The organism is Parapedobacter sp. GCM10030251, from assembly GCF_042666505.1.
Taxonomy (GTDB): domain Bacteria; phylum Bacteroidota; class Bacteroidia; order Sphingobacteriales; family Sphingobacteriaceae; genus Parapedobacter.
Genome location: NZ_JBHTDN010000006.1, coordinates 190,331 through 215,225 on the forward strand (window position 1 = coordinate 190,331; position 24,895 = coordinate 215,225).

Here is a 24,895-nt window from a genome sequence, read left to right on the forward strand (position 1 = left end):
AAAATAAATATCTATTTTAGCAGAAATAAATAACAAAAAATAGCATTTTCATTATTTTATTAATAATAAATGAAGACAAAGACAATAATAGTAGTTGGAAACGGGATGGTAAGCCATAAATTCTGTGAAAAAATCAGAAAAAAAGATAAAAAATCCAGAATTGTAGTTTTTGGAGAAGAACCTATCAGGGCTTACGACCGGGTACATCTCACAAATTACTTCTCCAGCTCACTTGAAGATCTTTTCCTATCCGGTCAGCAGTGGTACGATGAAAACCGTATCGAACTGCACTTGAATGATCCGGTTATCGCTATTAATCGGGACAGCAAGTCGGTCGTTTCACAAAAAGGTCTCGTGCTCGAATATGATTTTCTGGTATTAGCGACTGGCTCAACTCCTTTCGTACCATCCATACCGGGCGTAGACAAAAAGGGTGTTTTTTTGTACCGCACCATCCAAGATCTCGATCTGATCAAGGAGTATGCGGCTCAAGCCAGGAAAGGAGCCGTCATTGGCGGGGGACTTCTGGGCCTGGAAGCCGCTAAGGCGCTCGTGGACCTGGGTATCGAAGCGTCTACGGTCATCGAATTCGCACCCCGCTTGATGCCCCGGCAAGTAGACGAAAGTGCAAGCCGTACGCTGCAAACCAAACTGAATAACCTGGGACTTACCTGCCTGTTACAGAAATCAACAAGCCAGGTACTTGGCGACGACCGCATAACCGGACTATCTTTTTCAGACAACACCCAGATCGATGTAGATATACTGGTCATCTCCGCCGGTATCAAACCCCGCGACGAGTTAGCAACAGCCTGCGGCCTGAACACGGGCCCGCGTGGCGGCATCATCGTCGATAAAACGATGCGCACGTCAGACCCGGTTGTATTAGCTATTGGCGAGTGTGCCTTGTCAAACGATATGATCTATGGCTTGGTCGCTCCCGGATATGAGATGGCCGAAGTCGCCGCCTGCACGATTTGCAGCGAAAAAAAATCGTTCAACGGGTTTGACATGAGCACCAAATTAAAGCTGATGGGGGTGGACGTGGCCAGCTTCGGTGATCCGTTCATCGCCGAGCCTTATGCGAGAACCATTCTTTTGGAGGATACGAATAAAGGTATATATAAGCGGCTAAACATCAGCGCCGATGGCAATCGGCTACTCGGCGGGATATTGGTGGGTGAAGCCAGCAGTTACAACATGCTTTTGCAGACCGTCAACAACCAGTTACCTATCCCCCCGGATCCCGAGGTACTCCTACTGGGCGAAAAAACCGCCGGCAAATCTGCCGGCCTGGGACTGGAATCCCTCCCCGATTCGGCGCTGATCTGCAGTTGCGAGGGGGTAACGAAAGCACAGATATGCAACGCGGTAACCCATCAGGATTGCGAAAACTTCGATAGCGTGAGCAGATGCACCAAAGCGGGCACCGGTTGCGCCGGTTGCGTACCGATGGTGAAGGACCTGATTGCCTACACCATGAAACAACAGGGCAAATACATACGCACGACGATTTGCGAGCACTTTAATTACAGTCGGCAGGAGCTTTACGATCTCGTAAAAATTCACCAATTGAAAAGCTACGACGACGTATTGGATAGTGTGGGAAAAGGCGACGGATGCGAAACTTGCAAGCCTTTGGTAGCCTCCATACTCGCGAGCCTTTGGAACGAGATGATCCTGGGCCGAGGCAATGATGTGGCGCAGGATAGCAACGATCGCTTTCTAGCCAATATCCAGCGCGGAGGTACCTACTCCGTGGTGCCACGGGTCCCTGGGGGTGAGATTCACCCCGACAAACTGATTGTCATCGGGCAGGTGGCGAAAAAATACGGACTATACACAAAAATCACGGGCGGACAGCGTATTGATCTGTTCGGTGCACATCTAAATGACCTACCAGCAATCTGGGAAGAACTGATTGCCGCCGGCTTTGAAAGTGGCCACGCCTACGGAAAAGCCTTACGGACGGTGAAAAGTTGTGTGGGAAGCACCTGGTGCCGTTTCGGACTGCACGATAGCGTCTCGTTCGCCATACAGATCGAAGAGCGCTACCGGGGATTGCGGGCACCGCACAAACTTAAATCCGCTGTTAGTGGATGTGTCCGCGAATGCGCTGAGGCACAAAGCAAAGATTTCGGCATCATCGCTACTGAGAAAGGATGGAACCTGTATGTGTGCGGCAACGGCGGCAGCAAACCTCAGCATGCGCTTCTGCTTGCCAACGATATCGACTCTGCGACTTGCATTAAGTACATCGATCGATTTCTCATGTTTTACATACGAACAGCCGACCCGCTCACACGGACGGCCACGTGGCTCAATAAGATGGAAGGCGGCATCGACTACTTGCGCAATGTGGTCGTCAACGACAGCTTGGGCATGGCCGAAACCTGGGAAAAGGAAATGCAGGAATTGGTTGACGCGTATGAATGCGAGTGGAAAGTAGCGGTTAGGGATCCCAACATACGCAAACGGTTTGTCCATTTTGTCAACGCTCCGCAGGAAAAAGACGACACCGTACGCTTTGAAAGATTAAGAGGACAGAAAAAAGCTGCCGACTGGAACACCTTAGTAACACATTAAACAGATATAATCACCCTTTCTGATGCATATTTATGGAGACGTTAACAACATCAACATCCTGGAAGTTAGCCTGTCGTGTGGAAGACACGATAGAGAATGGCGGAGTTTGCCTGAAGCTGGAAGACCGACAAATTGCACTGTTTTATTTCAAACGGCGGAATGAATGGTATGCAACACAGAATGAATGCCCGCATAAACGGCAAATGATCCTGAGTCGCGGCATGATCGGTTCGCTCGGCGACAAGCCTAAGGTGGCCTGCCCATTTCACAAAAAAACCTTTGCGTTGGATACCGGGGAATGTTTATCCGGCGATGAATGCGCCATCAAAACCTATCCGGTCAAAGTAGAGAATGGATGGGTTTATGTGGCATTAAATAACTAGCGACGGATATAAGCTGGCCTGCAGCAGCCTCTCGACAAGGATTACGCGGGGAGGTATTCCACACCTACTGCTCGCAAGCGATGATCCGCGCGCACTTCGCTTGCGTCTCGCCAGGGCTTGCTCTGCAGCACGCGCAAAATACGAGATGTAAGTCATATAGATAGTACCTAGGATGGCTTAGGATATGCAGAAGCAGCCTAGTGACGCGGACCGAAGGGAGCGTTACAGCTGCATTGCATATCCTAAGCCATCCGCACCCAAACATTCTTCACCTTCGCGCTAAGCAGGCCTAAAAATCAAAACGAGGGTTCCGCGGCAATTGGAACACACCTTAAACCAAATGGCAAAAATCAACAGAAACTCCTATCTTTACCTAAAAATTGCAGTATGTCTATTATAAACATCCCCAGGCTTGACCTTCATGATTACACCCAAGGGTCAGTCGATCAACGCCATCGATTCTCTCAAGACATCGGCAAAGCTTTCAATGAAACCGGCTTTGTCACCATTGCCAATCACGGCATGGACAAGGCGTTGATTGATAAACTGTACAAGACCGTCCAAGCGTTTTTCTCCCTGCCCGAAACCACCAAACGGAAATACGAAATTCCCGGACTTGCGGGGCAACGCGGGTATACCTCAAAAGGCAAGGAAAAGGCTAAGGACGCCAAGGTACCCGATCTAAAGGAATTTTGGCAACGGGGACAAGACGAAAACCCGGCTGTCGAAGAATTGCCAAGCTTCGATGAAGTGACGGGCGAAGTATACAGACGACTGGAAACTGCCGGACGTGAATTACTCAAAGCCATAGCGGTATATCTCGGATTGGAAGAAAACTATTTTGAAGAAAAGGTTATCCAGGGCAACTCCATCCTCCGGGCTATCCATTACTTTCCGATCGAAGATCCCGACAGCTTACCGGAGGATGCCGTCCGTGCCGGAGCGCACGAAGACATCAACCTCATCACCCTGTTGATCGGCGCTAGCGCCGATGGGCTGGAAGTGCTTACCCGTAATGGCTCCTGGTATCCCGTCAAGGCCCAGGGCGAGGACATTGTGGTCAACGTGGGCGATATGCTGCAACGGCTCACCAACAACAAGCTGAAATCGACCACGCACCGGGTAGTTAATCCACCGAGTGAACTGATGAAGACATCCCGGTTTTCGGTACCATTTTTCCTTCACCCGAAGGCAGACATGAACCTCGCAGCGTTGGATTCCTGCATCGATGCGGAACACCCGAAGGCATATGCGGATGTTACTGCCGGCGAGTACCTGGATGAGCGATTACGGGAGATCGGACTGAAAATGTAAACGTCCATCTTTGGAAGACAAAATGACCGACGCGAGCGCTGCCGACGAAAAGGTATTGTTGCAACAATTGCAGAAGGGCGACCACGAAGCTTTTGAAATCTTATATCATTCCTATTCGAAAGTGTTGTACTGGCACTTGGACAAGATGGTCAAAGACGCTGACCTTGCCGAGGAATTGCTGCAGGAACTATTCATCAAGGTATGGCATTCACGCGCAAAAATTCAACCGGACCTTCCGTTCGTCAATTTCTTGTATGTAGTTGCCAAACAACTGTCCATTGATCACTATCGGCGACTTGCCCGCCGATCACGCGTATTCGAATACCTCGGCCAACGGCAGTCGGAAGCTGTCGAAACCACCGAAAAGGACGTGATGGGCAACGAAGCCCGTAAACTGCTGGACGAGGCAATTGCTGCATTACCTTTGCAACGGCGTAAGGCGTTCGAGCTTTGCAAGATCGAAGGAAAATCCTATAAAGAGGCGGCCGAAATCATGGGCGTCAGCCCATTCACCATTCAAAATCATGTTGCCAAAGCAACCCATAGCGTTAAAGAATATGTGGTTAATCGGCAAACTCCGCCCAGTGCCGAAATGCTGGCGCTGTTCCTCGCGGCCATGTTGTACCTCTAGCATTTTTTTTCAGCGGCAGTAGTATGAATGATATTCCCGGGCGTTATACCCTAAAGAGACATTTGCTTTGGGACAGCTGGAACATCTTAAGGAACTGTACAAGAAATACATCGATGATCAACTTTCCGACCCGGAACGCGTCGAATTGTATACGTTTTTTGAGCATGCCGGTGATGAGGTCCTTGGCGAGTTGATCGACTCCTACCTGAACCAAACACATTCGATTCCCAACCTCGACCACCTGGATCACCGAACGGATCGGGTGTTCTCGAGAATTCGCGCGCAGATACTTCCCGCGCGGAAGCGATTGCGTTGGCTACCCTACGCAGCAGCAGCGATTGTCGGTGTATTGGGCATTGCTTGGTTCCTTTTAACCGACACACCGCAAACAATGCCGGATTCCCGGACGGCTACAACAGACATTCTACCAGGCGGCAATCGCGCTATGCTTACGCTTGCAGACGGAAAGACCATCGCGTTGAGCGAAGCAGAAGCAGGCATCATCATCCATGATGACCAGGTTACGTATACGGATCGCTCAAAGCAAATCGCTCGATTGTCGCCGGATGCGGTCGGTTACATGGTACTTGCCACTCCCAATGGAGGCACATATCAAGTCACCCTTCCGGACGGCACGGAGGTATGGCTCAACGCTGCCTCCGAATTAACCTATCCATTGCGCTTTTTCGGAACCGAGCGTGTGGTGACGATTTCCGGAGAGGCTTATTTTTCTGTGGCAAAAAACGCCCAAAACCCCTTTAAAGTGATCAGCAAGCAGCAAGAAATCCAAGTGCTGGGCACCGCATTCAATGTCAGCGCCTATGCGGATGAGCCGGAAACGAAAACCACGTTGGTCCAGGGCGGTGTACAAATCCGTAACGTACAGTCTGGAGCGATCAACCGGCTCTTGCCAAACGAGCAGAGCGTAGTCCACGCCTCCAGTACGGAAATCCAACAAGTAGACGCAGAGCCGTACATCGCCTGGAAGAATGGATACTTTTATTTTAAGCACACGCCTTTCGAAGAGGTGATGCGACAGCTTGCACGCTGGTATGATGTAGAGGTGATTTACAGGGGCGAAGTACCGCAAGAGGCTTTTTCCGGCAAAATGGGACGGGAATTGACCTTAAATGCTGCGTTAAAACTCCTGAATGTTTCAGCCGTTCAGGTGGAAATTACCGACGGCAACAAATTAATTGTTCACTGACCAATAACTAACAGAATATGAATCCAATTAAAAACTTAAAAACAGGCTTATGAAAACATAGAACCCCTACATCACAGGTCTAAAAAAGAAGGGAAGTGCGGCCAACACCTCCCCAATTCGTTTGGACCCAATCCGTCAATAAATCGAGCTTTAATAACAAATTTCTTATTTATCCAAACGTACAAACATAATGATAAATTATGAATTTCCCGTATGGCGCGTCTTGCCGTCGGCGGGGAACAACCACCAATTATGGCGCATTATGAAACTAATGTCGTTTTTATTACTATGGGCCTCGCTGCATGTCAGCGCCGCCTCGCTTTCCCAAACGGTTACCCTGAAAGCGGACAGCAAACCGTTGACAGAAGTGCTTGCCACACTCGAGACGCAAACGGGGTACCGGATTATGTACAACGATCGCTTCGTCAAACCAACGATGCTCGTATCGGTTGATGTGAACCGCGAGCCTTTGGCGGATGTATTGGACCGGTTACTTCGGCCAAAGCGATTGTCATACCACATCGAAGGAAGCACCATTGCGATCCATCGGATGAAGACCGGACAGCCAGCAATCCAGCTGGACGTTAAACGCGTCGAACCCCAGGAAAGAATAATCAGTGGAAAAGTAACAGACGCACAAGGAAATCCACTCGAGGGGGTGACGGTAAGCGTGAAAGGTACATCGGTTGCGTTGATCACAGATTCCGACGGCAACTATCGGGTTACCTTACCCGAAGGGGGAACGGTGCTTATATTTACCATCGTGGGTTACGAAAAGCAGGAGATTTCCGTGGGGCACTCCACCACCGTAAATGCGGCCTTGCGTCAGTCGATCAGTGATCTGGAAGAGGTGGTCGTTATCGGGTACGGTACGCAATCGCAAAAACGGGTTTCAGGATCGGTCGCGAATGTTCAGATGAAAGATTTTAATGCGGGCGTAAACCGTGATGCGGCGGGATTGCTCAGGGGCAAAGTAGCTGGACTTACCATCACCAGTGGCAGTGGCGACGTATCGTCCGGAGAGACCATCCGGCTGCGTGGCACGGCCTCGCTAACCGGAAGCAGTGCGCCGTTTGTCGTTATTGACGGTGTCCCCGGCTTGCCGATGAGTTCGGTTGCGCCTCAAGACATCGAGTCCATCAGTGTGCTGAAAGACGCCTCCGCTTCGGCCATTTACGGATCGCGCTCGGCGAGTGGCGTAATCCTCATCACAACCAAGACAGGAAAGGGGAAGGCGAGAATCAACTACGAAGGATATGGCGCGCTGGAAACAGTTTCCAACAAACCACGTATGTTGACGGCCGACGAATGGCGCCAGTTTGTGTCAACACAGGACATGGATGTAACCGGATTGGATTTAGGCGGTAACACAAACTGGTTTGACGAAATCCTTCGCCGGGGCGTGTCACAGAACCACAGCCTGTCACTAACGGGCGGCGGAACCAACAACAGCTACCGCGCCTCGTTCAACTACCTTTCGCGGCAGGGAATAGCCAAGGGTAATGACTTGGACAACCTGAACGGCCGTCTGACATTTAATCAAAAAGCGTTGAATGACCGATTGGACATCACGCTTACCGGCGCCATAACGCAACGGGATTATAGTCCTACGGACGACCGGAACTTTGTACTGGCTTATAATATGATTCCCGTGTATCCGGTTAAAAACGACGACGGCTCGTGGTTCGAGGTGCAGGGATATGATCAGGGGAATCCCCTACACAACATCATGGAAAACCGGCGTGACTATAAAAACAGCCTCTATTATTTCAACGCACAAACAAAAATACGTATCCTGGACGGCCTTACCGGATCTTTGAATCTCCACAAAGAGCGGGAAAACAGCGATTACGGATCGTATAACGATTCGGAAACCGAGCGTGGAAGGGACGACCGGGGTTTCGCTTCCCGAAGTTTTTGGACCCGCGACCGGAAGTTGATGGAAACTACCCTGAATTATCGCGTGGACTTATCGGAAGCGCATAATCTGGAAGTGTTGGGCGGTTATTCCTATGAAGACGGTTATTACCAGAATGCTGGCGGGCAGTCCCGGCAATTTATTACCGATTTGTTCGAATATAACAACCTCGGAGCAGGAGAAATCCTGCGGGCGGGTGATGTTTGGTCCGGGAAAAACATGTACAAACTCATCTCCTTCTTTGCCCGTGCAGATTATGCCTACCGGGAGAAATACATTTTGACCGCCACACTTCGGCGGGATGGGTCATCGAAATTCGGCGAACATCATAAATGGGGCACCTTCCCCTCTGTTTCCGCCGCGTGGAATATTGCCGACGAGGATTTTTTGCAGGGCACTTTAAGTGAATTAAAGCTACGTGTTGGCTACGGCGTTGTCGGCAATCAGGAAGGGCTCAATCCCTACCAAACCTTGCAGCTTTATGCCGCCAATGGCCGTTACTACGACAACGGCAACTGGTTTCAAGCCTATCAAATCGGACAGAACCCCAACCCTAACCTGAAATGGGAAGAAACCGGCATGTTTAATGTAGGTATCGATTTCCGCACTGCCAATGGCCGCATCAGTGGAACCTTGGAGTACTATGATAAACAAACGAAAGACCTGCTATATACGTATCAGGTGCCTGTCCCCCCTTTCCTCTATCCCTCGATGATCGCCAATGTAGGCGAAATGTCCAACAAAGGACTGGAATTGCTGGTTAATGGACTCGTGGTGGACAAGCCGATGTTCTCGTGGTCGGTAAACGTCAATCTGGCGCACAACAAAAACCGCATTTCGCGACTCTCCGGGAATGAATTTACCACCTCGTCCATTAAGTTGGGGAGTGCCAGTGTGCGGGGTGCCGCCCATACCACCACCCACATTCTCGAAGAAGGGAAGGAAGTGGGAACTTTTTATGGTTGGCGCAGCCTCGGACTGGACGAAGACGGGAAATACATCATGGACGACGGGGTGGATGGTAAGCCCGGCCTGACGGATGACGATCGTACGTACATTGGCTCGGCACAACCAAAACTGACGTATGGCATAAACAATACGTTCACCTACAAACAATTTGATCTGTCTTTTTTTCTACGCGGGGTTTATGGCAATGACGTACTCAACTTTTCCCGGATGTCTTACGCCACCACACTATGGTTACCCGGAGGCAACGCGCTGCAAGAGGCATTGACAAACGGACTATCAGACAGTCCGATATACAGCAGCTATTACATTGAAAAGGGATCCTTTTTACGATTGGACAACCTGAGTCTCTCCTACCGGTTTAAGCCCGGGGCAATTCGCAACATTGATCAATTGCGTGTGTTTTTCACCGGACAGAACCTCTTCGTGATCACCAATTACAGCGGTTTGGATCCAGAGGTGGATATGAATGGTTTATCGCCGGGTATGGAAGGACGGAATTATTACCCCAAAGCCCGGACCGTATCTTTGGGACTAAATATCGGTTTTTAACCCTAAATATGAATGTTATGAAGTATCTATATAAAACGGCAGTCGTTCTCTTGCTTTGCATCAGCGGAGCATGCACCAACTTGGATGAGCAGCTGTTCGATCGCTTGCCGGCCGATCAGTTTGGCAATACCGACCGGGAAATCAATGCGCTGATCGCGCCGATTTACCGTACACTCAAAGGCATTTGGTCACCAGCCTATTATTGCATGGTAGAAGGCACGTCTGATATGGCCATCACCCCCACCCGGAAGGGGGGAGACGGATGGGAAGGCGGATTGTTCAAGGAATTTCGCTTTGGTTCCTGGACGTCGGGAAACCGGTATATCACAGACACGTATGATAACTGTATGCGGGGCATCTCTACCTGTAATCAAATTTATCATACGGTAAATACCAACCCCGCGGTCCAAAATAAGGAAAGTATCCTCGCCGAAATACGGGCCGTCCGCGCACTCTGGTATTATTTCCTGGTAGATAATTATGGGAATGTGCCGATCGTAACCGATTTCAACGATACAAGCAATCCCGCTACGTCCTCCCGGAAAGAGGTTTTTCGATTTATTGTCTCGGAGTTGAATGCGATTAAGGACCTCATTCGGGAAGACGTTTCGTCTGCCAGCTATGGAAAAATGACCAAGGGAGCCGTCTATACGTTGCTTGCCAAAATTTACCTCAACGCCGAAATATGGGACCCGGAGGGTGGTCCGAAATGGGAAGAGTGCATCGCTGCCTGCAATGCGGTAATGGCGCTCGACTACGTGCTGGAGCCTGACTGGAAAGCAAGCTTTGCCGTTCACAACGAAGCATCCAAAGAAATCATTTTTCCCATCGTATTCAGTACGGTTGATGGCGGAAACATCATGCACCAGCATACGCTGCACTACCTTACCAATATTGCACTCGGCATTTTGCCCCGTGGGTTTAATGGCATCAACGCGATGCCGGGTTACGTGCATGCGTATGACGATGCGGATAAGCGCAAAGCGGGTTCTTTTCTGTGGGGCCCACAGATTGACCCGGCAACCGGCCAGGTGCTTATCACGGCACATGGCCGTCCCTTGAATCATTTCATCGATTTTACGTTTAAATATAACGTGGACGCCGATGGCTGGGGGCAGGTGGAACAGGAAGATGGCGCCCGCTGTAATAAATGGGAATTCGAAAAGGGCGTAAATGGCCCTATGGAAAATGACTTTGCAATTTTCAGACTCGCAGACGTATATTTGATGAAGGCCGAGGCGCTGCTGCGCTCCGGAGGGGATGCCGGCGAAGCGTTGGCGCTGGTGAATAACGTTCGGGCACGGGCGTTTGATGACGCTGCGAAATTAAAAAATAACGTTACCTTGCAGGATATCTACGAGGAACGCCGATTTGAGTTTGCGTGGGAGTTGGTAAGCCGACAGGACATGATCCGTTTTGGCACCTTTCTGGAGCCTGTATCGGGGCCTGTGGGTAGGGGAAGCCTTAACGCACAGAAATTGCTTTTTCCCATTCCGCGGACGGCTATAGACGCCAACCCAAATCTTGAGCAAAATCCGGGGTATTGAGTATAAACCGATTGATAATTTTAAACATTATACATTCATGACGAAATCAACAGAAAATTCACGAAGAGGCTTCTTAAAACAACTGGGACAATCGGCCGCGGTGATGGCCATAACGCCAACGGCATTGTCAAAGGCTGCATCCGAATCGCGGTTTGAATATTTGAACCTTGTTAAAAAACAACCCATCGCCGCGAATGACCGCATCCGCATTGCACTGATCGGAACGGGAGGCATGGGAATCGGCGACATGGAAACCGCCCTGCAGGTTCCCGGCGTGGAAATCGTAGCGGCGTGCGACCTTTATGAAGGACGCCGCATCCGTGCAAAAGAATTATGGGGACAACACCTATTTGTAACCAAAGACTACCGCGAAATCCTGGAGCGCGATGATGTGGATGCCGTGATCAATGCAACGACAGACCATTGGCACGAAAAGATTTCGATAGATGCCATGCAGCGGGGAAAGCACGTATACTGCGAAAAACCAATGGTTCAAAAGGTAGCAGAGGGACATCGTATCATTGACGCGGAAAAGAAAACCGGAAAGGTTTTTCAGGTAGGTAGCCAGTTCGTAAGCTCCATTATCCATGCGAAGGCAAAGGAACTGATCAAAGCCGGGGATATCGGTGAGGTGAACTTTGTGGAAGTTCAAATTGATCGCCACAGTGCCATAGGCGCTTGGCAATACTCCATACCCCCAGACGCCTCTCCTGAAACGGTGGACTGGGATACATACCTAGGGCACGCTCCGAAACGTCCTTGGGACCCCCTGCGCTTTTTCCGGTGGAGAAATTATCAGGATTATGGTACCGGCGTCGCAGGTGATCTGTATGTGCATATGCTTTCCATGCTGCACTTTGTTCTGGACTCCAAAGGCCCTGAACGTGTTATGTCTACTGGAGGCATCCGTTTCTGGAAAGACGGCAGGGACGTACCCGACGTCCACCTGGGCTTATTTGACTATCCGGTCTCCGACACCCACCCTGCTTTCAACCTGGCGCTGCGCACGAATTTTGCCAGCGGCGGCGGCGAAAATTATTTATTTCACATTGTCGGCTCAGAAGGCGACATCTCCATAGGCTGGGACAACCTCATCGTAAGGCGCAATCCCTGGCCCGAAGCGCCGGGCATGTCCATTGGTTCTTTTTCGGAAGCCATGCAAAAGAAATTTAAAGAAGAATATGCCAAAAAATATCCGACGCAATACGAGATGGAAGGCCCCCGTGAGTTTGTCTATAAGACGCCCAAAGACTACAAAGGCGACCGATACGAACATTTTGTTAACTTCTTTGATGCCATCCGCAATGGCAAAAAGGTAGTGGAAGACGCTACATTCGGTCTACGTGCTTGTGGGCCAACCGAAGCGGGTAACATCAGTTATTTCGAAAAACGGATCGTTTCCTGGGATCCCGAAAAAATGCAAATCGGATCATGAGGTATTCAATTACAAAAGCGGCCTGCTACCTGGGTGTAGCGGCCTGCACCTTTTGGTCGTGCAATCAGGCGTCCCGGCAAGACACGCATACCGTGGAACGCGATGAAAAAGGTGAGTGGATTACCTTAATCGGCCAAACCCCTGACCAACACTGGCATACGTATTTGCAGGATACGGTTGCCGGCTGGGAGATTACCGACGGCGTTTTATCCACGCCCGGCAAAAACGGAGACCTGGTAAGTAACGATACCTTCTCGAACTTTGAACTGGAGGTCGAGTGGAAAATCAACGAAGGGGGTAATAGCGGTATTTTCTATTACGTCGTAGAAGACCCAAAGTACAAGCGTATGTATGAAACCGGACCGGAGTTTCAACTAATCGACGACACCGGGTATCCACAAGCGCTTACGCCTGCTCAAAAAACAGGCTCGCTTTCCGACGTGATTGCCCCGGATACGGCGGCCGCCAATCCACCGGGATCGTGGAACCAAACCAAGATTGTTGTCAACGAGGGTCGGGCCGAGCATTGGCTTAACGGACAACTGATCTTAACTTATGAACTAGGTACCCCGGAATGGGAGAAAATGGTTGCCGCCAGTAAGTTTGCCGACCTTGATTACGGACTGACACGCTCGGGTCGTATTGGCTTACAAGATCACGGCGATGCCGTGTACTTCCGTAACATCCGAATCAGACGGCTATAAGTGAGAGCATTCCGTGAAGCTCAGCTTGCACGGAATGCCCTTTATCTGTATTGTACCAGTTTTGCAGAGCTACTTTCTGGGTTTCGAAATCCGCGCCGTCGGCTTTCAGCTTGTCAAACAGGACTTGGCACTCCGCCGGCCGGGGGCCCCAAGTTGCCAGGCCCTTCCCTTCCGCATCGCGTATAATCAACTTCGGTATTGATTTACTCCCGTTGGTGAGGTACTCGTTGATGCGGAAAGGCAATGAATCACGCAATTCATAGGCTACCGAAATCAACGGGTTTTGCTGCGCAGCCAACTGGATAAACGGAACGGAATGTGCGGCGTCGCCACACCAGGGCTCGGTGATGACGATCCATTGCTGGGGTTGTGAAATCTTTCTGATTACATCAATCAGTTGTTCGGACAACACGCCTTTCTTCAGCCACCGGTTCATCCGAGACCAGTTGAGCTTGGCATAGTCAAGGTATGCGGCGTTGTCGTAGGGAGCCGGAGGGGTCTGTGTATGTAATATATCTTCAAATACGAGCAAGTATTGGGAAAAATCCATTTTTTTATCGTTTTATCAATCGCCGGCAAAAATACGATGACTGCCTCCGATTTAGGTCGGCCAAATGTCAATGTTTCAAAACCTTTCCCTTCCGGTGTTGTTGGCCATTTCGGCAAGTCGGCAAAACGATTCCGCATAACCCTGGCTTATTTAAAACGGAAACCATGGAAAATATAAAGAACAACTCACAAAAGACTCCAAACGGGCACCTTCACGATGCAAAACGTAGGCAACACCAGGAAGCAGTGGACTTGTTTGGCGCAGCGCCCACTGAAGAAAGGGGAGCCGGCCGTTTGCCGACTGACCACGTGATGAACGAATCAAGTACAGGACAAGCAGCATAAACGCATTTGAAAAATATAGCAAACCCAGTGTCAGTCGTTGAAAATTGTGCGCGACTACTGGCCGAAAAACGGCTTACCATCAGCTTCGCTGAGAGCGCCACAGCGGGAAGGCTCGCGTATGCATTTTCCCAAACCGAACATGCGGGAAGCATTCTGAAAGGAGGACTCGTCTGCTACGATGCCTGCCTGAAGGAGGATATTCTTTCCGTTCCTTCCTGGATGATCGAAAAATTTTCACCGGAATCTGCTGAAGTTACCCGGGAAATGGCATTGCGGTTAGGAGACGTTATCCGGGCGGATTTATCCATTTCGGTGACCGGCTTAACTAAGCCGGGTGGAAGTGAAACGCCGGAAAAACCGGTCGGCACGATGTTTTATGCCATCCGCTACGGGGAAACATTACATGAGAGACGGATTTTTTCGACGGGATCACCCGAAACGATTGTTCAGTACACCATCGAAGCGATCGGACAATCGATCATCCAGATCATTTAGGCTTGTTCACGCGTCGGAAGCAAAGAAAAATCGTATGAACCCGGGCTTGTATCGCTGAGGTGTTAAATCGATTCAATCACCCAATTGCGCTCCGCACACGCCCCGGCAATCCGGCCACTACCAGTTCGTAACTGTGGTCAATAAGCCCCAAAAGTTGCGAGTCACTCAATTCACCATCGCAGATTACTTCGTTCCAATGACGCTTATTCATGTGATACGCACCCTTTACCGAGCGTGGATATCGGTCGCGCAAGGCAAGTGCACGCTCAGGGTCGCACTTCGCACTGAATGATAACGGATGACTATCCAATCCCGTAAGCAAAAACATTTTATCAGCCACCTTGAATACCAACGTATCCGGTCCGAATGGACAACTTTCGGTAACCGCGGGTTTACCAAGGCAATAGTCTCGCAGTAGTTCGATATGCATAGGGTAAAGTTAAAAGTCAAAAGTTAAAAATCAAAAGGCAAAAACCCCAATCTCATGTCTCGCATCCCAGACAATGACACATTGTCATGCTTACACCCCACGTAACCGCCCCTTTTTCCCAATCTGCCCATAATTGGCATCCAACCTGCTATTGGCACAAGGCTTGTTACAAGGGAATAGAATAGAAGATTTATCATCAACGTAGAATAAGGAATATAGATATGGCAAAAATTATTGGAATCGACTTAGGAACTACCAACTCTTGCGTAGCCGTGATGGAGGGGAACGAGCCGGTAGTCATCACCAACAACGAAGGAAAGCGTACCACGCCTTCTATTGTGGCATTCGTAGAGAATGGCGAGCGCAAAGTGGGTGACCCAGCGAAGCGCCAAGCCATTACCAATCCGAAAAAGACCGTTTACTCCATCAAGCGGTTTATGGGTACTAACTACGACGAAGCAGCAAAAGAGGCAAAGCGAGTACCTTATGCGGTAGTTAAAGGTGACAACAACACACCCCGTGTAGAAATCGACGACCGCAAATATACCCCCCAGGAAATCTCTGCGATGATATTGCAGAAAATGAAAAAGACGGCCGAAGATTTCCTCGGTCACGAAGTAACGGAGGCTGTTATCACGGTGCCTGCTTACTTTAACGACGCGCAGCGCCAAGCTACCAAAGAAGCGGGCGAAATTGCGGGGTTGAATGTAAAACGTATTATCAACGAACCCACCGCAGCGGCGTTGGCCTATGGATTGGATAAATCCAATAAGGATATGAAAATTGCGGTATTCGACTGCGGCGGCGGTACGCATGACGTATCTATCCTGGAGTTGGGTGACGGAGTATTTGAAGTAAAGTCTACCGATGGCGACACGCACCTGGGTGGTGACGACTTCGACCAAGTCATTATCGACTGGCTGAACGATGAATTCAAGAACGATAACAATGGCTTCGACCTGAGCAAAGACCCGATGGCCTTGCAACGGTTAAAGGAAGCTGCAGAGAAAGCTAAAATTGAACTTTCCAGTTCTTCATCCACCGAAATTAACCTGCCTTATATTACGGCGGATCAAACGGGTCCGAAACACTTGGTACGCACGTTAAGCCGCGCGAAATTCGAACAACTGGCCGACAACTTGATCAAACGGACCATCGATCCTTGTAGATCCGCGTTGAAAAATGCGGGGTATTCACCTTCCGATATTGATGAAGTCATTCTGGTGGGTGGTTCTACCCGTATTCCCGCAATCCAAGATGCCGTAAAGAAGTTCTTCGGCAAGGAGCCCTCAAAAGGCGTAAATCCAGATGAAGTGGTTGCTTTGGGTGCTGCCATTCAAGGTGGCGTTCTTACCGGCGAAGTAAAAGACGTATTGTTGCTTGACGTAACCCCGCTTTCTTTGGGTATCGAAACGATGGGCGGTGTCATGACCAAGTTGATTGAAGCGAATACGACCATTCCAACCAAGAAATCGGAAGTATTCTCCACAGCTTCTGACAACCAGCCTTCTGTGGAAATCCACATCTTACAAGGCGAACGGCCCATGGCTTCCCAAAACCGGACGATCGGACGGTTCCACTTGGACGGTATTCCGCCTGCTCCACGGGGTGTACCGCAGATTGAAGTAACGTTCGATATCGATGCGAACGGTATCCTGCATGTTTCAGCTAAGGACAAGGCGACCGGTAAAGAACAAAAAATCCGTATTGAGGCATCTTCCGGTTTAACCGACGATGAGATTAAGAAGATGAAGCAGGAAGCGGAAGCCAACGCAGAAGCAGATAAGAAGGCAAAAGAAGAAATCGACAAGCTCAATGCAGCCGATGCCCTGATCTTCTCTACTGAAAAGCAGCTGAAAGAGTATGGTGACAAGCTCGGTGCCGACAAAAAGGCGCCTATCGAAGATGGCTTGAAGAAACTGAAAGATGCATATGCAGCGAAAGATTTCGCCGCCATTGAAGCTGCACAAGCTGAATTGCAGACTGCCTGGAATGCGGCTTCTGAAGAGATGTACAAAGCTTCTCAAGAAGCTTCGGCCAACGGGCAAACCACAGGTGATGCAGGCCAGCCGGCCGGCAGCAACGCCAATTCTGGTGACGACGTGACCGACGTGGAATACGAAGAAGTAAAAGACAACGACAAAAAGTAGCCGATTGACACGATAATAACTAACGGTAATAATTAAAGCCCCGCGGTGAAAACCTGCGGGGCTTTTTTATCGGCCTTAGCGCCGTACTAATTAGCAATCTCTCGCTAAAACAACTTTTCGGGATATACCCCGTCTTTTACCAATTGCGCGATGTTTTCTTGCACGATCGGCTTGTCTTCCGGATACGTTACACCAAACCACTTCTGCGATGTAGGCAGTACCTTAAACGTTGCTTTCCCGTTTTTGATAAGCTCATCGGCTACTTTCGGAATCAGGAATTCCGATTTAGGATTGTCTTCATTTGCGGGCACAAACGCTTTAAACAGTTCTTCGCTCACACCAAAAATAGCAGGCGTAAAGCCCCAGAAGTTCATGGACACCCGACTGCTTCTGGGCAGTTCTGTCTCCACGCCATCCTCCTCAAAGAAGATACGCTTTTCGCCATCCACTTCCTTGAAATAAACCTTCAGCCGTTCATTGATTTCGGTCATATTACCCGCGTCGTCCACTTTACATACCCCACGCGATACGGACCCGTAATCGGAAAGGGTCTTGTCTATCTGGTAACCCATTAGGGAAAACCCGTTGTCCGTTACTTCGTGATTCAGGAACTCCGCCATTTTTTCAAACGCTTCATAGCCATAGAAATCATCCGCGTTGATAACGCAGAAAGGCTCGTTAATCTGATTGCGGGCAGAAAGCACCGCATGAGCGGTACCCCACGGTTTGGAGCGCTCAATCTGTCTATCGATGCCAAACGGCGATAGGTCGTAGCTTTGGAAAACATAATCCGTTTCGATTTTGCCGGCAAGTTTGGGTTCAAAGATTTCCTTAAACTTTTCGGCAAATTCTTCGCGGATGATAAAGCTCACTTTTCCGAATCCCGCTCTGATTGCGTCATAGATGGAATAGTCGATAATCGTTTCGCCATTCGGACCGAAGGGGTCGATCTGCTTCATGCTCCCGTAACGGCTGGCCATTCCGGCCGCAAGAATCAACAAGGTGGGTTTACTCATTACTGAAAATTAAAGTTATCATATTAACGTTTTTGAAACAGCCAAACTTAGCTAAATTCCGCTTGATATGAAATAGATTCTCAACGTTTCCTCCGAAACATGGCGGTCAATAAACCATTGGCGAGTTTCGCCAATAGTTTGGTGCCTTCCCGGGCCAGCGTCGTCGTCGCCGCCTTCTGCGCTGCTTCCAAAGGAGTCTGTCGTGTGCTTCTCCGACCGTTGCCTTTGGCCTTTTGCTTTTCGTCCTCTGCTTTGGCAACTTCCGCCGCATGGGTTTGCATCTTTTCGTCCAGTATTTCTGATGCACTCCGCCTTTCAACAGCTCGATGGTATTTGGCATAAAAGGGTGAGGCTTGCACCAATTCGTTGTATATCTGCGCGTTTACCGGCCCCATCACGGCACGTGGCGGGATAAGATGCGTGGCCACCACTTCCGTCGGAATACCTTTGTCATTGAGTACCGTGATGAGTGCTTGGCCAGTACCTAACGAGGTAAGTACCCGGTCGATTTCATAAAAGTCGGAGCGTGGATAGGTTTTCACCGTTTTCCGTAATGCCTCTGCGTCATTAGGTGTAAAAGCCCTCAGTGCATGCTGTACACGGTTACCCAATTGTCCCAGAACACTTTCGGGAATATCGGTAGGGGCTTGCGTGCAAAAGAAAACCCCGATGCCTTTCGAACGAATCAGTCGCACGATTTGCTCTACCTGGGTAAGGAAAGCCTTTGGCGCGTCCTTGAACAACAAATGGGCTTCCTCAAAGAAAAATACCAGCTTTGGCTTATCCAGATCGCCGACCTCGGGCAGACGCTTGAACAGCTGTGCAAGCAGACTGAGCAGAAATGTGGAAAACAATACAGGTTGGTCCTGGATATCCGATATATTCAACAGGCTGATCACCCCTTTTCCGTCGACGCGTCCGAACAGGTCGTCGATATCAAATTCCTTCTCACCGAAAATATCCGACACGCCCTGTTGTTCCAGCGCCACCAATTTGCGCAGGATCGTTCCCGATGTACTGCTGCTGATGCGGCCATAGCTGTCCTTAATCTCTTCCGCCCCTGGGCCATCCGTTAGGTACGAGAGCAGCTTCTTCAGATCGGCAAAGTTGACCAGCGGTAGTTCACTGTCTTCCGCATATTTGAATACCGCAGCCAATACGCCGGTCTGCGTATCGTTCAATTCCAGTATCCGTCCTAACATGACAGGTCCGAAATCCTCAACGGTAAGCCGCATCGGATTGCCCACTTTGCCGGTCAGCGAAAACAGTTCAACCGGAAAGCCCGAAGGTTCGAAAGGCCACGCCAACGCTTCGCCGCGTTCTACCAGGGCTGGATTGGATTCGCCCGCTTGATGCAGGCCGGAAAGGTCACCCTTCACGTCCAGCAGGAAAACCGGCACACCCGCGTCCGAAAGCTGTTCAGCTATCAACTGTAACGTACGGGTCTTTCCCGTCCCCGTGGCTCCGGCGATCAGGCCGTGGCGATTCATCATCTTTAGGGCAAGATTGACCTTAGCCGGGGCAACGACTTCGCCATCGAGCAGGCCGGCGCCCAGAAAAATAAACGCCCCCTTCGGATTGTAGGAGGCGGTTATTTTTTCAATAAAAGTGGATTGGTTTCCCATAACGCATGTAACTATTCAGGGGTGAAGCTACACACTTCGGGATATAATTCCAAACCAAAGATGTGTAATTTCACGTCAGCCACATAGCCACTTGAACCACGTACGGTTACGCCACTGAATGATGATAAAGGGTCAGTTTTTCAATGACAGTAGGCAGTATGGACCCTACCTCCATACCTCGGTTCTCCGCCTCAATTTTCAGCAAATCGCTGAAATGATAGCCGATTGAACCGACACAATTGAATGTCAATGACTGATAGGCAGGGTATAAACATACCAGCTTCTCAAAGAAGACCCGAAAAGCCTCCCCAACCACTTGCTTCCGGTAGTTTCCGGCGGCTTCCGGCTCATCCAAAAACCGGGTGTACGAAGCGCAATACCGATTCGGGTGCGTCGAGGCGTATACTCGTTCCATCAGGACCGCTTCATCCAGCCCATATTTACGATTAAATGCGTTCCGTACGGCATCGTCCATCTGGTTTCTTAAAAAGTCCGTCAATATACGCTTACCCATAGCGGCTCCACTTCCCTCATCGCCGAGCAAAAAGCCCAGGGAATCGATGTGGTATGTGATCGCCCGACCATCGTATAAGCACGTGTTGGTACCCGTGCCCAATATCGCCGCAAACCCCGGACGATCGCCTAGCAATGCCTTCGCAGCTGCCAGTAAATCAACGGACACTTCGATGGCAACAGCTCGGGTAAATACTTGGCGCAACGCCTGCTCCATATTGGAAACCTGGTTCCCTTGGCAACCCGCGCCATAAAAAAAAATACGCTGCACCTTAACTAAGTCCAATTGTCCACCCAACTCCGATGAGATGGCGTCCCGAATGGAATCAATATCCATGAAAAACGGATTATAGCCGGATGTCGAAAAATACGTAATCGAGCCATTATCCGAAATCAATCCCCAATCGGTTTTTGTCGACCCGCTATCCGCAACCAAAATCATGATGGATTCCCTCCTTTCAATGATGTACCCAACCGGTAGCCGCTGGTTGCATACCAAATGATCACCACGTAACATGGGACGACCAGCCAATAGGCTTGGTGGGGGTCAAAGCGATCGGCAAGCCAGCCATAAAGTAGCGGTATTACAGCAGCACCGGAAATGGCCATCACCAACAAGGAAGATCCGATCTTGGTGAACCTTCCCAATCCATCGATCGCTAAAGGCCATACCGACGGCCAGATCAACGAATTGGCTAATCCCAGTAAGGCTACGAAAACCACGGATACCATCCCTTCAGTAAATACGGCAAATAATCCGAAAAGAATCCCCAATCCCGCCGACCACGTGAGCGCCGTGCGCTGACTGATAAACTTGGGTATGCAGATAATACCGATCAAGTACCCGACAAGCATACCGACAAGCGTAAACGAAGTGAAAAATTTTGCGGTAGACAATGGTATGCCCAAAAAAGACCCGTAACTGATGATGGTGTTGCCCGCTATTACTTCCACGCCTGTATACACAAAAAGGGTGAGCACACCGAAAAGCAACTGCGGGAATTGAAATACACTGGTTTTTCCAGTTTCCTTCACATTGCCCCCCTCGCCTTCCGCCTCCAGCGCAGACTCATCGATTTCCGGCAAACTGGAACGATAGACCAACAGCGAAAGCACCAGCAACATTGCGGTGATAATCAGGTAAGGGATAATGACCTTTCCAGCGAGTTCGTTTAGTACCCCCACCTTTTCCACATCCGTCAATGCAAGCAACTGATCTTGTATCTCGTCTGCATTGTTTAACACGACAGCGCCGAGGATCGCCGGCGCCAGAATGCCGGCTACGCCATTACAGATGCCCATGATACTGATTCGCTTTGCAGCGCTTTCCATCGGCCCAAGAATCGTGACGTACGGGTTTGATGCGGTTTGCAATATGGCCAATCCCGCCCCCTGTATAAATAAGCCGAAAAGAAACAATGGATACGACCGGTAGCTAGCTGCCGGAACAAAAATCAGGGAGCCGACAGCTACCGCAAGCAACCCTGCCGACATTCCTTTTTTGAACCCAGTAAATTTCAGCAACCATCCGGATGGCACCGCCATCACGAAATAGGAAATATAAAAGGCAAAAGCCACCAAATACGACTGAAAATTATTCAGCTCGCAAGCAATCTGAAGATACGGTATCAACACCGAACTCAGCCAGGTGATAAATCCGAAGATAAAAAACAAGGCCCCGATGATGACCAGCGGTGGAAAGGAATCCTGCTTTTTCTGTGATGCGACATTGATAAGCTGCGACATTAGCGATTTTTTAGTTTAATGGATTCCATGATCGTCTCGTAGACGTTTTCGGGAAATATATTCGGTTGGCCATACCAAAAGAACGAATCGTTTCCCTCATAAATACCGGCTTTGATGTGTCTGCTGGTAGGGAGGTAGCTGGATACATCGTTGCAATAGCCGGCTACGGTGACCAATTTATCCGGCCATAGCGCTTTGATACCCAAGCTGTACTCCGTCGTTGTTTCCCTTGAAATTCCTACGAGCTTCCAATTGCCGATGTTGAGTGTCTGGACAAACACCGGCATGGTGGCCGGCATTTCGTCGTTCTTGATATATCGCAACATCAGATCGGCCCACCTGACGTTCTTCTCTGCACCAACATTGCCTTCCTGCCCTTCGTTGGCCTTCCGGAATGCCTTGATTTTATCTTCAGGCCAGGGACGGCTGTCGAACTGGACGGTATCCAGATAAAAGGTGATTCCTCCCTGTATGGGTTGCATCGCATCCCGGTCGAGTACATCAGTCACGGCCGATGCCACCTTTTTAGCGGTCACGCGGTGATCTGCATCGACAGGATTGATATCGCCGCCGCAACCTTGCAGGAACATGGCCGACCGCACCTTTGAGTGGTGTAAGAGCATTTCGCGGGCAACACCGGGGTAATTCGGACTGAGGGTCACGCCCTCCCGCCCGGCATTCTGGAACACGGGGTGGCACCCCGCCAGAAATATAACATCGTCTTTTTCGAGTTTTCGGTAATCGACGCGGATCACATCAAGGGTTTTGTCGTAAGGCAAGTCGGTGCCCGGCAAGTTCCGGTTATGCCCGATCGCCACCTCCGACTTCCCGACATGCAGGTTTGCCGGCTGCAGGGCCTTCGTAGCCTGACGCATAGCACCCATAACGGCCGACTTTACTACCGAATAAAGATAGGTACTATCCGGCCTTTGGCAATGAGGCCCCCAGGTCGACCAATTCTGCGTAACGGGTGCAAAATGCGTATGTGAGGCATTCACCATCACCGCATTGGGGGATATGCCAAATGTGCGCTGGATATCTCGCTTCATTGCATTCACAAAGTTGGCGTCAAATCCACAGACATCGGCTCCTAAAATGGCGACCCGCTCTTTTCCGTGCTGAATCACCAACGCGTTCACGGAGAGCTGATGGGTACTGTTGTGCTGCGCCTGATAAAGTTCACCCGAGCCATCCAGGGCCCAAAATCCTGCATCCGACGCCATCAGCAGCCGGATGTCCTGATCGTAGGTGATTCCGTTTTTTATTGCGACCCGCAACCAGCCGGTTGATTGATCATATTGGAGGATTTCCTGCTTGTCGGTAAGCACATAAAGGTGATTTTGCGCTGCCATGACATCGATGGCACCCGGACACGGCGGCAGGACCTCCCAGGTCAAAGGGCCGCGCCGGTCTTCCGCAACCCAAAGCGCTCCCTCGGTATCAAGCATAACAAATCCGCCCTTCCAGTACGATAAAGATGTTGGTGTTTGTTGCAGCTCGCTTTTGCGTCTCCAGCGCAACTTATGTTGACGGGAGACGTTAGCTTCCAGCAATTCATTACGGGAACTGAGCGCTAACAGGCGGTTTCCACCTCCTGCAATCAGACGGATGTCCGCGGATTGTGCAACGGCAATTGCATCCGTTTCCAAATCATCCAAACCAATCTGCCAAACCTTACCTCCGCGCAACAGATATAACCGATCGGCCACCAAGGCAGCGTCGTCTGCCTTACCCAAGCTTGCACGCGCTTTCCATTCAAGGGAAAAACGTCCTTCACGGGGTGCGCCGTAACCGGCCAGTGACAGCGAAAGGATGTGCTGGTCCGGCTCAATGGATGCCTGACCCTTGCCAACGCGGTATTCATATTGCGCAAATGCCGCCTGCGGGAGGATAAGCCATCCGGCAAACCCAATTAAGCAAGCCAACGCGATTCCCCGCCTTTGGCTTACCCACCTATATGCTTTTCGATACATATTCCAATGCTTGTTTCACACTGCCGTGTTCCAGTAGGATGTGCTTGGCATCCCCGTAGTCACTAATCCCGGACTTTTCCATCAGCATCCGCACGGCTCGATCGGTGATTTTATCATTAATCAGTGCAACGTTGACCATGCTGTTATCTTCTACCCTGCCCAATTGGATCATCGTGGTAGTGCTTATCATGTCAAAAATCATCTTTTGTGCCGTACCGCATTTCATCCGTGTACTACCGGTAATGAACTCCGGTCCGGTAACAACCTCCACAGGAAACGTCGACGCAGCGGCGATGGGTGAATCCGGATTACTGACGATACAGCCCGTAGCTATGCCCTGCTGCTTGCACCGATTCAGTGCTGCCAATACAAAAGGGGTGGTACCGCTTGCCGAAATACCCACGACGATGTCACCAGGCGTGATGTTGGCCGCCTGCAATTTTTGCCATGCCTCCTCCGTATCGTCTTCCTTTTCTTCCAATGCATCAGCCAGTCGATCGATTCCTCCTGCTAAAATTACGTTGAATACTCCCTTAGGAATCCCGTAAGTGGTTGGGAGTTCAATAACGTCTAGTACGGAAAGCCTGCCCCCGCTACCAGCACCGACATAAAATAACCGACCTCCGGCGCTGATTTTTTCCACAATCGCCTTGATCAGCTGACTAAGCTGCGGCAAGGCCTGCTTTATTTGAAAAGCAACCGATTGATCCTCCTGATTGATTAATCCGATAAGCTCGTCGACTGATTTTTTTTCCAGATGCCTGTGCACAGACGGGCTTTCCGTAACTCTTAACTCCATGTGTTCTCCTT

The 24,895-nt window shown here is 50.1% G+C and carries 20 protein-coding genes; 12 read left to right on the forward strand and 8 right to left on the reverse strand.

Going from position 1 to position 24,895, the window contains the following annotated elements; all coding sequences use genetic code 11:
* Positions 1-69 precede the first annotated feature (69 nt).
* From nirB to ACFQRK_RS17165, 9 genes are all read left to right on the forward strand, one after another.
* Positions 70-2,586 carry a nitrite reductase large subunit NirB gene (gene nirB / locus ACFQRK_RS17125; RefSeq protein ID WP_379008889.1) on the forward strand — a complete coding sequence of 839 codons (2,517 nt, stop codon included), beginning with the start codon at positions 70-72 and terminating at the stop codon, positions 2,584-2,586.
* Positions 2,587-2,618: 32 nt separating this feature from the next.
* Positions 2,619-2,969: a nitrite reductase small subunit NirD gene (nirD, locus tag ACFQRK_RS17130; protein ID WP_379008891.1), complete on the forward strand. Its 351-nt coding sequence runs from the start codon at positions 2,619-2,621 to the stop codon at positions 2,967-2,969.
* Between the two features lie 387 nt (positions 2,970-3,356).
* Entirely contained in the window at positions 3,357-4,283 is a 927-nt protein-coding gene (locus tag ACFQRK_RS17135) for an isopenicillin N synthase family dioxygenase (RefSeq protein WP_379008892.1), read from the forward strand.
* A gap of 10 nt (positions 4,284-4,293) precedes the next feature.
* Positions 4,294-4,914: an RNA polymerase sigma factor gene (locus tag ACFQRK_RS17140; RefSeq protein ID WP_379008894.1), complete on the forward strand. Its 621-nt coding sequence runs from the start codon at positions 4,294-4,296 to the stop codon at positions 4,912-4,914.
* 67 nt (positions 4,915-4,981) lie between these two features.
* Positions 4,982-6,121 carry a FecR domain-containing protein gene (locus ACFQRK_RS17145; RefSeq protein ID WP_379008895.1) on the forward strand — a complete coding sequence of 380 codons (1,140 nt, stop codon included), beginning with the start codon at positions 4,982-4,984 and terminating at the stop codon, positions 6,119-6,121.
* 271 nt (positions 6,122-6,392) lie between these two features.
* Positions 6,393-9,557, forward strand: a complete 3,165-nt coding sequence (locus ACFQRK_RS17150) for a TonB-dependent receptor (RefSeq protein ID WP_379008897.1) — start codon at positions 6,393-6,395, stop codon at positions 9,555-9,557.
* 17 nt (positions 9,558-9,574) lie between these two features.
* The gene (locus ACFQRK_RS17155; protein WP_379008898.1) at positions 9,575-11,104 is read left to right on the forward strand and encodes a RagB/SusD family nutrient uptake outer membrane protein; all 1,530 of its coding nucleotides are present in this window, start codon (positions 9,575-9,577) and stop codon (positions 11,102-11,104) included.
* A 37-nt stretch (positions 11,105-11,141) separates the two neighbouring features.
* On the forward strand, positions 11,142-12,539 hold the full coding sequence (locus ACFQRK_RS17160; protein ID WP_379008900.1) for a Gfo/Idh/MocA family protein: 1,398 nt from the start codon (positions 11,142-11,144) through the stop codon (positions 12,537-12,539).
* On the forward strand, positions 12,536-13,243 hold the full coding sequence (locus tag ACFQRK_RS17165; RefSeq protein WP_379008901.1) for a DUF1080 domain-containing protein: 708 nt from the start codon (positions 12,536-12,538) through the stop codon (positions 13,241-13,243). The genes ACFQRK_RS17160 and ACFQRK_RS17165 overlap by 4 nt, the downstream gene beginning before the upstream one ends.
* Here ACFQRK_RS17165 and ACFQRK_RS17170 read toward each other — a convergent pair.
* Entirely contained in the window at positions 13,230-13,793 is a 564-nt protein-coding gene (locus ACFQRK_RS17170) for a thioredoxin family protein (RefSeq protein ID WP_379008903.1), read from the reverse strand. The two genes, ACFQRK_RS17165 and ACFQRK_RS17170, sit on opposite strands and share 14 nt — an antisense overlap.
* 164 nt (positions 13,794-13,957) lie before the next feature.
* Here ACFQRK_RS17170 and ACFQRK_RS17175 point away from each other — a divergent pair, with 164 nt between their 5' ends.
* Together ACFQRK_RS17175 and ACFQRK_RS17180 are read left to right on the forward strand one after the other, a co-directional pair.
* A complete protein-coding gene (locus tag ACFQRK_RS17175) occupies positions 13,958-14,137 on the forward strand; it encodes a hypothetical protein (protein WP_379008905.1) in 180 nt (59 codons plus the stop codon).
* Positions 14,138-14,164: 27 nt separating this feature from the next.
* A complete protein-coding gene (locus ACFQRK_RS17180) occupies positions 14,165-14,632 on the forward strand; it encodes a CinA family protein (protein WP_379008906.1) in 468 nt (155 codons plus the stop codon).
* A gap of 76 nt (positions 14,633-14,708) precedes the next feature.
* On the opposite strand, the gene ACFQRK_RS17185 is transcribed toward ACFQRK_RS17180, so the two are convergent.
* Positions 14,709-15,062: an MmcQ/YjbR family DNA-binding protein gene (locus ACFQRK_RS17185; protein WP_379008908.1), complete on the reverse strand. Its 354-nt coding sequence runs from the start codon at positions 15,060-15,062 to the stop codon at positions 14,709-14,711.
* Between the two features lie 221 nt (positions 15,063-15,283).
* Between ACFQRK_RS17185 and dnaK the strand changes: the two genes are divergently transcribed.
* Entirely contained in the window at positions 15,284-17,212 is a 1,929-nt protein-coding gene (gene dnaK, locus ACFQRK_RS17190; RefSeq protein WP_379008910.1) for a molecular chaperone DnaK, read from the forward strand.
* A 104-nt stretch (positions 17,213-17,316) separates the two neighbouring features.
* Here dnaK and ACFQRK_RS17195 read toward each other — a convergent pair whose 3' ends face one another.
* The 6 genes from ACFQRK_RS17195 to ACFQRK_RS17220 form a co-directional block, all read right to left on the reverse strand.
* Entirely contained in the window at positions 17,317-18,228 is a 912-nt protein-coding gene (locus tag ACFQRK_RS17195; protein WP_379008912.1) for an NDP-sugar synthase, read from the reverse strand.
* Positions 18,229-18,308: 80 nt separating this feature from the next.
* Entirely contained in the window at positions 18,309-19,853 is a 1,545-nt protein-coding gene (locus ACFQRK_RS17200; RefSeq protein WP_379008913.1) for a helicase HerA-like domain-containing protein, read from the reverse strand.
* 106 nt (positions 19,854-19,959) lie between these two features.
* Positions 19,960-20,808, reverse strand: a complete 849-nt coding sequence (locus tag ACFQRK_RS17205) for a BadF/BadG/BcrA/BcrD ATPase family protein (protein WP_379008915.1) — start codon at positions 20,806-20,808, stop codon at positions 19,960-19,962.
* Positions 20,805-22,112 (reverse strand): sugar MFS transporter, encoded by a 1,308-nt coding sequence (locus ACFQRK_RS17210; protein WP_379008916.1) that lies wholly within the window; start codon positions 22,110-22,112, stop codon positions 20,805-20,807. Before ACFQRK_RS17210 ends, ACFQRK_RS17205 begins: the two co-directional genes overlap by 4 nt.
* The gene (locus tag ACFQRK_RS17215) at positions 22,112-24,085 is read right to left on the reverse strand and encodes a hypothetical protein (protein ID WP_379008917.1); all 1,974 of its coding nucleotides are present in this window, start codon (positions 24,083-24,085) and stop codon (positions 22,112-22,114) included. The genes ACFQRK_RS17210 and ACFQRK_RS17215 overlap by 1 nt, the downstream gene beginning before the upstream one ends.
* Positions 24,066-24,884, reverse strand: a complete 819-nt coding sequence (locus ACFQRK_RS17220) for an N-acetylmuramic acid 6-phosphate etherase (protein ID WP_379008919.1) — start codon at positions 24,882-24,884, stop codon at positions 24,066-24,068. The genes ACFQRK_RS17215 and ACFQRK_RS17220 overlap by 20 nt, the downstream gene beginning before the upstream one ends.
* Between the last annotated feature and the right edge of the window lie 11 nt (positions 24,885-24,895).

What these genes read in the sequence shown, in the direction of transcription:
- ACFQRK_RS17160 (WP_379008900.1), top strand. Translation starts at nt 11,142, where the DNA reads ATGACGAAATCAACAGAAAATTCACGAAGAGGCTTCTTAAAACAACTG.
- nirD (WP_379008891.1), top strand. Translation starts at nt 2,619, where the DNA reads ATGGAGACGTTAACAACATCAACATCCTGGAAGTTAGCCTGTCGTGTG.
- ACFQRK_RS17210 (WP_379008916.1), bottom strand. Translation starts at nt 22,112, where the DNA reads ATGTCGCAGCTTATCAATGTCGCATCACAGAAAAAGCAGGATTCCTTT.
- dnaK (WP_379008910.1), top strand. Translation starts at nt 15,284, where the DNA reads ATGGCAAAAATTATTGGAATCGACTTAGGAACTACCAACTCTTGCGTA.
- ACFQRK_RS17200 (WP_379008913.1), bottom strand. Translation starts at nt 19,853, where the DNA reads ATGGGAAACCAATCCACTTTTATTGAAAAAATAACCGCCTCCTACAAT.
- ACFQRK_RS17170 (WP_379008903.1), bottom strand. Translation starts at nt 13,793, where the DNA reads ATGGATTTTTCCCAATACTTGCTCGTATTTGAAGATATATTACATACA.
- ACFQRK_RS17150 (WP_379008897.1), top strand. Translation starts at nt 6,393, where the DNA reads ATGTCGTTTTTATTACTATGGGCCTCGCTGCATGTCAGCGCCGCCTCG.
- ACFQRK_RS17155 (WP_379008898.1), top strand. Translation starts at nt 9,575, where the DNA reads ATGAAGTATCTATATAAAACGGCAGTCGTTCTCTTGCTTTGCATCAGC.
- ACFQRK_RS17205 (WP_379008915.1), bottom strand. Translation starts at nt 20,808, where the DNA reads ATGATTTTGGTTGCGGATAGCGGGTCGACAAAAACCGATTGGGGATTG.
- ACFQRK_RS17175 (WP_379008905.1), top strand. Translation starts at nt 13,958, where the DNA reads ATGGAAAATATAAAGAACAACTCACAAAAGACTCCAAACGGGCACCTT.
- ACFQRK_RS17195 (WP_379008912.1), bottom strand. Translation starts at nt 18,228, where the DNA reads ATGAGTAAACCCACCTTGTTGATTCTTGCGGCCGGAATGGCCAGCCGT.
- ACFQRK_RS17165 (WP_379008901.1), top strand. Translation starts at nt 12,536, where the DNA reads ATGAGGTATTCAATTACAAAAGCGGCCTGCTACCTGGGTGTAGCGGCC.
- ACFQRK_RS17185 (WP_379008908.1), bottom strand. Translation starts at nt 15,062, where the DNA reads ATGCATATCGAACTACTGCGAGACTATTGCCTTGGTAAACCCGCGGTT.
- ACFQRK_RS17220 (WP_379008919.1), bottom strand. Translation starts at nt 24,884, where the DNA reads ATGGAGTTAAGAGTTACGGAAAGCCCGTCTGTGCACAGGCATCTGGAA.
- ACFQRK_RS17135 (WP_379008892.1), top strand. Translation starts at nt 3,357, where the DNA reads ATGTCTATTATAAACATCCCCAGGCTTGACCTTCATGATTACACCCAA.
- ACFQRK_RS17215 (WP_379008917.1), bottom strand. Translation starts at nt 24,085, where the DNA reads ATGTATCGAAAAGCATATAGGTGGGTAAGCCAAAGGCGGGGAATCGCG.
- nirB (WP_379008889.1), top strand. Translation starts at nt 70, where the DNA reads ATGAAGACAAAGACAATAATAGTAGTTGGAAACGGGATGGTAAGCCAT.